Below are 10,028 nucleotides of genomic sequence, written 5' to 3' on the forward strand. Positions count from 1 at the left end.
ACGATGAATCCCCTGCTCGATCGAGTATGTATTATCGGTGCTGGTGCTTCAGGCATCGCAGCTTGTAAGGTCTTAAAAGAGCGAAGAATTGCCTTTGATTGTTATGAAATGAGTAACCGTGTGGGCGGTCTTTGGGTCTATAACAATGCCAATGGTTTATCCAGTGCCTATCGCTCCCTGCATATTAACACATCCAAACAACTGATGCAATACTCCGATTATCCTTTATCGGAGGAGTATCCTAATTTCCCGCATCACAGTCAAATCGCTCAATACTTTGATGATTATGCCGAGCATTTTGGCCTTAAGCCCCATATTCATTTTCAAACAAAAGTCGTTCAAGCTGAACCCCTAGAATTGGGTGGTTGGCAAATTACTCTCGACGATCAATCTTGCCATAATTATCGGGCCCTAATTGTTGCCAATGGACACCACTGGAATCCTCGTTGGCCTAACCCGTCTTTTCCTGGAGAATTTGAGGGCAAACAAACCCATAGTCATTACTATAAGAGTGGGGAAATTTATCAGGATAAAAATATTGTTGTAGTCGGTTTTGGCAATTCTGCGATGGATATTGCCGTTGAAGTATCTCGGATTGCTCGAAATACTTACTTATCCGTAAGACGCGGCTTTCATATTATTCCTAAACACGTTTTAGGAACCCCGCTTGATCTAGCGCCAATTCCTCGTTTTTTACCGTTCTCCTGGAAATTAAAAATTCAAGCTTTTGCGGTGAAATTGCAGGTGGGAAAATTAAGCCAGTATGGTCTCCCCGATCCCGATCATCCTTATATGCACGCTCATCCTACCATCAGTTCCGATATTTTTTCCGCCCTATCTCACGGACGAGTTAAACCGAAACCCAACATTCAAAAGTTAGATGGAGATGGAGTGATCTTTGTGGACGGAAGCCGAGAAAAAGTGGATGAAATTATCTATTGCACTGGCTATAACGTGAGCTTTCCTTTTTTCCGTTCAGAAGTGATCGAGGTTAAAAATAATGAGGTACAACTATTCCATCATGTTTTTCACCCTGACTATCGCGATTTATTTTTTATTGGCCTATTACAACCGATCGGTCCGGTTATGCCGATCGCTGAATTACAAAGTCAGTGGATTAGTCAATACTTATTAGGAGAGTACAAGTTGCCCGATTCTAGGACAATGAAACGGGAAATCTTCCAAGAAAAAGAACAAGTTTGTCAACGTTACGGTTATTCAGCCCGTCACACAATGCAAGTGGATTATGAGCCTTATATTGCTCGTGTGAAAAAGGAGATGAAAAAGGGTTCCAGGGGAGCGGTACCTCTGCTCCAATCTGAAGCCAATTCTTTGTTACCAGCCCACATTGTTAGCACGATCAGCTAAATTTTCTGTTCCACTGTCTCTATTTACTCCTGTTCTCGGTAATTGTCATGATGAAAACCACTAATTCTGTTCGGCAATTCGTCTATGATGTTGTGATTATGGGTGCTGGTTTTGCGGGCGTTTGCCAAGCCCGTCACCTGATGCTTAAGGTTCCCAATATCAAGATCGCTTTAATCGATCCTCGTCCAGAAAATCGTAGCGATAAGGATCTAAAAATTGGCGAGTCAACGGTAGAAATTGCTAATTTATTTATTTGTAAAGAGTTGGGTCTTTACGAATACATGATTGAAAATCATCCTCCCAAATTTGGCTTAAATTTTCACTGGCCAAAAGATTCTCACAAAACCGATACCATCGAGGATTACTACCATATTTGGACGAATCGACAGCCCCCCCTTGCCTCTAGCCAAATGAATCGAGCTAAATTTGAGCGGGATCTGTTACGAATGAATAAGGAAATGGGAGTTGATTTTTATAATGGTCGTGTCGTTGATGTTACTATTCATCCCGGAAATGATCCCCATCAAGTCAAGGTGAAATTGCACGATGAAGTGATTGAATTAACTGCTAAACATTTAGTAGATGCCGCTGGTCGTCAATTTATTATCGGCAAAAAAACGGATAATGTTATTTTCGATCCGGAGCATCTTTGTGGTGTAAATACGGGTTCGGCATGGGTACGGGTTAAAAATATTGATCGAACTCTTTTTCACTCTGGCTATGATCCAGAAGCCACATCCTGTAGTCACTACTATGCCACCAATCACTGGTTCGGGCAAGGTCATTGGCTATGGATGATTCCCACGGACACAGACACTCAAGAAATTTCGATCGGAGTTATCCATCATCATGAAATTATTCCCGCCGATTATCTAAATCAAGAACAGAAGTTTTACGCATTTCTCAAAGCTAATCACAAACTTCTTTATGATTTATTGAGCAGTGGAGAGAAGATCGATTTTCACTACTGGCCGAGAATCGCTCACACCAGTAAGGAAGTTCTTTCGGCAGATAATTGGTATGTGATTGGGGATGCGGCTTATATTTTCGATGCTTTTTATTCTATGGGTACATCCCTGACCACTTTTGCCATCGAAAGTGTTACTGAAGTCATTCGATCGAAGTTAGCAGGAGAAGCAGATGCCGAGGTTAAACGCGTAGCTTACAACCAATTTAATCTCGCACAAGCGGAAGGAGTGAATCAACTTATGCGCGATCACAAAACTCAACTCGGTCATGCCAGTATCATGAGTTGGCGAATCTATTTCGAGTACATCTGGTGGTTCGGAATTTTGGTACCCCTGTATGTGGGAAAATGGCATCTCAATGTTTCCTTTATTGAGGGATTTGTCAAGATTCATCGTCAGACAGTCAATTCACTTTTTGTCGAGATTTACGAACAATTAAATCAATTAGTTGAACGAAAAGCTAACCTAGGCTTACTGGATTGTTATCGAGGGGATCAGCTACTAGGTGACTATCAACCGCCAGTCCATTTTGATAGCTTCCTAGAAAATGCTCAATATGAGCCTTTTCGTAGTAACATCTTTACGAGCATCAAATACACTCATTTCTATGGAGCGATTTGGTATCTCGTTTTTCAGTGGAAGGGGTTTGGTTTGGGGGGAGTAATAGCTCCTAAACATCTCTATCACTTCCTGCGACTCTTGCTTTTGTCAGGGGTCGCCTCGTTCGGAGAATTTTATCATCGATTAAAGATGAAAAAAATTCCTCATAATCATCAAATTGCTTGCACAACTGAGGAATTTAAACATTATCAATATCAATCTTCTTTAAACCCTTGGATTTAGCCGTGTTTATCAAGGGTGTTTTCTAGGAATAGGTGCGGCTAGGATGATCAAGTAATATGATTAATAGCCACCTATTTCTTTCCTGACAACTCTCCATTCTTGCTCTTAAGAATTACTCGGAAAAAGTCATGTTTACCTATGAAGAAATTCATCAAGGTGTCAAATCGTTAGGGCTAAATCTGACCGAAAAAGAATTAGCATCTCTACAGTCTGGCAATCTAGTTTCGTTAGAGCAAAGACGCTTAAGTGAAATTGGCTCTATTTTTATCCTCGCTGCTGCTCTTTGTCCTCTCAATTCAGACCAAAAAAGAAAAACTCCCCTATTTCTCGATATTTACGCTTCAGAGCAACCCGCATCTAATCAACAAGGTATCCCGGTTTATTGCTGGTCAAAAAAACCATCCGAACGAGCTTGTCTTTATCTATTTTTAGCCAATGGAATTCCTTCTTGTCAGATCGTGGTAACTTTTTGTCAATTGCCAGAGGAAATAACTTCTTAGGGAATTGTTTTGCTCAATTTTAATAGCATTTCTCAGAAAATGTGTTTTTATTTATTTCCGAAAACCTCAAGATATGTCCACAAGTAAAAGGTTATCTGTCTCGCTTATTTTTCCTGAATATTGGTTGAGGACACATCCTCTCCGAACAATAACCTTTCAAGCTTTTGGGATTGGTTCTCTTTCCTTACTCTGTGCAGGAGTAATACAATCTTCGGTTCAAGCGAGTAGCTTTAACATTGATGAAATCTATGTTTTTGGTGACAGCAACGTAGATATAGGTCGAGTGTATCAGGCTACTGGTGGAGCATTTCCACCGGTTCCCCTGTATGCCGAGGGACGTTTTACCAATGGCCCGGTTTGGGTGGAATATCTAGCCCAATCTCTGGGATTAACGGTTAATGCCGCCACCAATTTTGCTTTTGGCGGAGCGAATACGGGGACGCTGAACACGATTAATCCAAGTTGGCCAGGAGTCCTCACGCAAGTCAATCAATATCTTAATAGCGTAACGGTCGCCGATCCTCGGGGATTATATATCATCGCTGCCGGAGCTAATGACTATGTGTTTGGCGGCATCACTGAGCCAGTAGAGGCGGTGAACAATCTAGAAATTTCTATTCGCGCTCTTGTTGGCATGGGGGCCAGCCAAATCATGGTCAGTAATCTTTTCGATTTAGGAAAAGTGCCTCTTGTGCAAGGGACCGGACGAGAAGCGGCTCTCAATCACTTCACCACAGAGCATCGAGAGCTGCTATTTACTCGAATCAACCATTTGCAAACAACCTTTGGATCCCAGGTAAAAATTATGACTCTAGATTTCTGGGATAGTTTCAACCAATTACAAGCCAATCCCGCTCGTTTTGGGTTTAGTAACGTAACAGAACCCTGTCTAGTCACTAATCCGGTTGTGAGTGTTTGTAGTGATCCCGATAGTTACTTTTTTTGGGATCAACTCCATCCCTCGACCGCCGGACAAAGAGCAATCGCCGCCGTTGCTCAATCGAGCTTACAGTCCACCCCCGAACCAGCTACCGGTGGGGCTATATTCTTCGTTTCTGCCCTTGCTTTCATCGGTCGAATGATCCGAAAAAATCCCTAACTCCTTCCCCGTCGGCCTTTGTACAGTCTCGGTAGTTTCCTGTTTTGCCCTTATTTTTTGGTTAGAATCAACTAAACAATGGTTAAATCTGCATTTTTTGTGAAACCTAGAGGCTGGATAACAAGTGTTACTGTCATTACAGTTGCTATATTAACTGGTTCAAGTGCTACCTATTTTCTCTTACGTTTTCGAGGGAATAGCCCCGCTCCGGCGGCGATTTATTCCCCATCGAAGATTAGTCCCACTGCTATCTCCGCCAGAGGCTATCTCGAACCCAAGGGAGAAGTGATTAAAATCTCGGCCCCTGCTTTCATGGAGGGAACGAGGGTAGCCCAACTCCTAGTAAAACAAGGAGATCATCTGAAAAATGGTCAAATTATCGCAATTTTAGACAACCATGAGCGCCTTCAAGCCGCTTTAACCCAAGCCGAAGCCCAGAGGAAAATATCCGAGGCCCGTTTAGCGCAAGTTAAAGCGGGGGCAAAACAGGGAGATGTGGCCGCACAAGATGCTCGTTTCCAAAAAACACGAGCGGAATTAAGGGGACAGATTGCTACCCAACAGGCGACCATTGCCAGTTTAGAAGCGGAGTTACAAGGGGAAACCTCGGCCCGAAAGGCAACTATCGAACGAATTCGGGCCGAATTAATCAACGCACAAACGGATTGCCGCCGTTATCAAACCCTGTACCTAGATGGGGCTGTACCGGAGCAAGAACGGGACCGCTTTTGTCTACAAGCCGAAACCATAGCTAAAAGTTTACAAGAAGCGGAAGCGAATCTGAATCGAATTGAGCGCACCATGAAGCAACGTATTCAGGAGGCCAAAGCCAATCTTGATCGCACCCGAACCACCCTTGCTCAAGAGATCAAAGCCAATCAAGCGGCTTTAGAAGCGGTCGCCGAAGTTCGTCCTGTCGATGTCCAAGTTGCCGAAGCCCAATTAATATCTGATCAAGCCTTGGTAAAACGGGCCCGAGCCGAATTAAACCTAGCCTATGTAAAAGCACCAAAAAGCGGTCAAATTCTGAAAATTCGTACCTGGCCCGGAGAAGTTGTCGGCAATGAGGGGATTGTTGATTTAGGTGAAACTGGGGAAATGTATGTTCGCGCAGAAGTTTACGAAACAGACATTCAACGGGTGCGCGTCGGACAAACCGCTACGATTCGGAGTGATGGTTTAGCCGGAGAATTAACGGGAGTTGTTAGCGAAATTGGTTTACAAGTGGGCCGGCAAAATGTTCTTGGTACTGATCCGGTAGCCGATGCCGATGCCAGGGTAGTGGAAGTGAAAATTCGCCTTACCCCCGAATCGAGCGCCCAAGTATCTGGCTTAAGCAATTTGGAAGTGACGGTGGTAATTGAGGATAGCAATGCCCAAAATCAAGGAGAAACCAAGTGAATAAGCGAAAATTATTCCAGAAACGAGGCACTAAGTTAGCCACGGCTTGGCTACAGCTAAAGCATCAAAAAGTTCGTCTACTGGTGGCTCTTTCAGGCGTAATTTTTTCCGTGGTGATTATTTTTATGCAGTTGGGGATTCGCGATGCTCTCTTCGATAGTGCCGTTCGTTTCCATCAAAGTTTACAAGGAGATATTTTTTTAATCAGTCCTCGCTCGACTGCCTTAATTGCGATGAAAAGTTTCCCAGAACGACGACTTTTACAATCACTTGCTTTTGATGAAGTCGATTACGTTAGCCCGATTTATCTCGATTTTGCTCAATGGAAAAATCCTAATACTCGTAATTATTGGCGTAATATTTTTGTCCTTGGTATTAATCTGAGACACCCCGTACTCAATTTGCCTGGAATTACCGAAAATATCGAGAAATTAAAAATGCCTAATACGGTATTATTTGATCAGGGTTCTCGTAGTGAATTCGGGACAATTGCCCAAGATTTTCGCAGGGATGGAAGCGTAAGCACAGAGTTGGGAAATCCCAACGGAAATCGCAAGGTTAATGTGGTGGGTTTATTTCAGTTTGGGACTTCCTTTGGCTCCGATGGAAATTTAGTGACTAGCCATATAAATTTTTTACGAATTTTTGATAATCGCAAAAAAGGCTTTATTGATGTGGGTTTGATTAAACTAAAACCAGATCAAGATATTCAAAAAACCCTAGAAAAACTCAGAAAATACTTGCCAAAAGATGTTCGAGTTTTGTCGAAAAGCGAATTTGTTAACTTTGAAAAAAAATATTGGCAAACTAGCACGGCGATCGGGTTTATTTTTAACCTGGGAGTTGCTCTAGGAATTATTGTTGGTGTGGTGGTAGTTTATCAAATTCTCTATACAAATGTTTCGGAACATCTTTCAGAATACGCCACCCTAAAAGCGATGGGCTATCGTCATAGCTATCTCTTATCAATGGTTTTACAACAGGCTTTTTTAATTGCTGTTCTCGGATATATTCCAGGTTTTTTGATCGCTAATATTCAATATGAGTTTACTAAAAATGCCACCTTATTACCTGTCAATATGTCGCTTGATCGAGCGGTTTTTGTCTTTATCTTAACCTTAGTCATGGCCTTCGTTTCAGGAGCCACTGCTGTTAAAAAATTGCAAGATGCCGATCCAGCCGATATTTTTTAGAAGAAAGAAACAGATATCCACACCTCATCTCAAGGAAAGAGGCTGTCTATGGACATTATTGATATTCAAAACCTCAATCACTATTTCGGTCAAGGAACGCTGAAAAAACAAGTTCTGTTTCAGATCAACTTAAAAATCAAAGAGGGAGAGATCGTTATTTTAACTGGCCCCTCTGGTTCCGGAAAAACAACCTTACTATCCTTAATCGGTGGCCTACGCTCTGTTCAAGAAGGAAGCTTACAGCATTTTGAAAAAGAATTACGGGGGGCTAGTGAAGAACAATTAGTCCAAACCCGCCGTCAAATTGGTTATATTTTTCAAGCCCATAATTTGTTACCCTTTCTAACCGCAAGACAGAATGTACAAATGTCGATCGAGCTTCAGGAAAATCTCGGCGGGCGGGAAACGGAAGAACGCGCCGCTTTGATATTAGAAGAAGTCGGCTTAGGACATCGGATCGACTATTATCCAGATAGCTTATCTGGGGGACAAAAACAAAGGGTAGCGATCGCGCGAGCTTTGGCCGGTAATCCCCCATTAGTTTTAGCCGATGAACCAACGGCCGCCCTCGATAGTAAAACGGGACGAGACGTGGTGAATTTGATGCAACGTTTAGCCAAAGAACAGAGCCGTACTATTGTACTCGTCACCCACGATAATCGGATTTTAGATATTGCCGATCGCATTGTTCACATGGAAGATGGACGCTTGTGCGGTTGCTAATGATCAACAAGCAATTTAAATGCGCGGGCAGCTGACCAAATCCGTTTTTAATTGAGGAAACAATTTTTTTGTTTTAGCCTTAAGTACCTAAGCAAAATTAATTACACATCTAAGACGTCAGACTTCGGCGTGAGATCAGTAGTTCGACAAGCTCACTAACACGAACGCTTTTTGCTGTGATTAGTAAACAGTAATCATTAATCAGTGAAAAGACAGTAGGAAACTTCTATTCAATGCTGCTCACTTAAAACTCAAATCTGATAACTGATAGCTGTCTCCTGTCTCCTGTCTCCTGTCTCCTATCTCGACTAGGAAATTAATTTTGCACGACTACTTAGTGGGAAGCTATGATATTTTCATGCTTGGCGGTGCCAACTTTGGCATCGAGAATATCTCCTGAATCCTGAAAATGCAATCCGTAGACTTTACCACCCTCAGCGCCACTTGTGCCGAAATTGCCGCCACTTGGCTGCCGGCGAGACTAGAACAAGTGTATCAAATTGATCGCCAAACGATCGCCCTCTATTTACGAACCTTCGATCGCAAGGGATGGTTAATTATTTCTTGGCATCCCCAAGGAGCGCGGCTGCATATTGGTGATCCACCGCCGAAAGTCCCTGATACCTTCACTTTCAGCGATCAATTGCGTCATCAACTCAATGGTTTGGCGCTGACAAAATTAGCATTTGTTGCCCCGTGGGAAAGAGTGATCGATCTGCAATTTGCCCAACGTCCCGATGATCCGGCCCTGGGGCATTTGTATATAGAAATTATGGGCAAATATAGCAATGTTATTTTAACTGCGGCTGACAATCAAATTGTCACCGTTGCCCATCAAGTCAATGCCACCCAGTCCAGTGTTCGCACCGTACAAACGGGACAAATCTATCAACTACCCCCCGTTTTATTGGCAACAAATCCCAGTTTAGAAGAATCCTTGAGCAGTTGGCAAGCCAGAGTTAGTTTAATCCCTAAAACTATCGAAAAACAGTTAGTTAGTACCTATCGTGGTGTTAGTCCGGTCATCGCTCGATCGCTGTTGCAAAAAGCCAATATTAACCCGAAATTAAACACGGATCAGTTAGATAATACTGATTGGGAAAAGCTCTTTTCAGTTTGGCAAGAATGGTTAAAAATCTTGGAAAATAACACCTTTCAACCCGGATGGACAAGAGAAGGTTATACGGTGATCGGTGGGGAGATACTGGCAGCGGCTAAAAATGTTCAAGAATTATTAAACCGTTATTATAGCGACCAAATTAATCAAGAAAGCTTTCGACAACTACAGCAAAAATTAAATCAAAAAGTCATCTCTTTACTGACTAAACTGCAAACTAAAGCGGCGGGATTTCAAACAAGACTAGCAGAATCTGCTCATGCTGATCGCTATAAAGAGCAAGGGGATTTATTAATGGCAAATCTGCAGCAAATACAGCAGGGAATGACTAGCATTAGTTTGGCGGATTTCCAGACAGGAAACCCTGTCATTATTCCTCTCGATCCCGAAAGAAATCCCGTGCAGAATGCCCAATATTTTTATAAACAACATCAGAAATTAAAAAGGGCGCGGTTAGCGGTGGAACCTTTATTAGAGGAAGTGGTCAGTGAAATTAATTATCTCGAACAAGTGCGATCGAGTTTAAGTCAACTAGAAAATTATAGCAGCAGCGAAGATTTACAGGCCCTAGACGAGATACAAGAAGAATTAATTCAACAGAAGTATCTAGAAAGCAATTACCAGCGTAATCGGACGAATAACAAAGAATCCGAACCCATGCGCTTTACTACTCCTTCTGGAGTAGAATTATGGATTGGCAGAAATAACCGTCAAAATGATCGGCTAACTTTTCGTAGCGCCAGCGATTACGATATCTGGTTTCATAGTCAAGAAATCGCTGGTAGTCACGTTTTACTCCGTTTAACCCCCGGTACA

The 10,028-nt window shown here is 42.6% G+C and carries 8 protein-coding genes; all 8 read left to right on the forward strand.

Going from position 1 to position 10,028, the window contains the following annotated elements:
• The first annotated feature begins 3 nt into the window (after positions 1–3).
• Entirely contained in the window at positions 4–1,368 is a 1,365-nt protein-coding gene (locus PX484_RS05360; protein WP_287694440.1) for a flavin-containing monooxygenase, read from the forward strand.
• Between the two features lie 47 nt (positions 1,369–1,415).
• On the forward strand, positions 1,416–3,179 hold the full coding sequence (locus tag PX484_RS05365) for an NAD(P)/FAD-dependent oxidoreductase (RefSeq protein ID WP_080694103.1): 1,764 nt from the start codon (positions 1,416–1,418) through the stop codon (positions 3,177–3,179).
• 128 nt (positions 3,180–3,307) lie between these two features.
• Positions 3,308–3,679 carry a hypothetical protein gene (locus PX484_RS05370; RefSeq protein ID WP_002753524.1) on the forward strand — a complete coding sequence of 124 codons (372 nt, stop codon included), beginning with the start codon at positions 3,308–3,310 and terminating at the stop codon, positions 3,677–3,679.
• Between the two features lie 73 nt (positions 3,680–3,752).
• On the forward strand, positions 3,753–4,778 hold the full coding sequence (locus PX484_RS05375) for an SGNH/GDSL hydrolase family protein (protein WP_272105020.1): 1,026 nt from the start codon (positions 3,753–3,755) through the stop codon (positions 4,776–4,778).
• Positions 4,779–4,856: 78 nt separating this feature from the next.
• The gene (locus PX484_RS05380) at positions 4,857–6,179 is read left to right on the forward strand and encodes an ABC exporter membrane fusion protein (protein ID WP_287694433.1); all 1,323 of its coding nucleotides are present in this window, start codon (positions 4,857–4,859) and stop codon (positions 6,177–6,179) included.
• Positions 6,176–7,372 (forward strand): ABC transporter permease DevC, encoded by a 1,197-nt coding sequence (devC, locus tag PX484_RS05385; protein ID WP_287694431.1) that lies wholly within the window; start codon positions 6,176–6,178, stop codon positions 7,370–7,372. The genes PX484_RS05380 and devC overlap by 4 nt, the downstream gene beginning before the upstream one ends.
• 48 nt (positions 7,373–7,420) lie before the next feature.
• A complete protein-coding gene (locus tag PX484_RS05390) occupies positions 7,421–8,095 on the forward strand; it encodes a DevA family ABC transporter ATP-binding protein (protein WP_287766169.1) in 675 nt (224 codons plus the stop codon).
• Between the two features lie 409 nt (positions 8,096–8,504).
• Positions 8,505–10,028: Rqc2 family fibronectin-binding protein (locus tag PX484_RS05395; protein WP_288103086.1), on the forward strand; the 1,524-nt coding region annotated here is incomplete at its 3' end.

Origin of the sequence: Microcystis sp. M49636_WE2 (assembly GCF_030065375.1) — a bacterium.
Classification (GTDB): domain Bacteria; phylum Cyanobacteriota; class Cyanobacteriia; order Cyanobacteriales; family Microcystaceae; genus Microcystis; species Microcystis aeruginosa_C.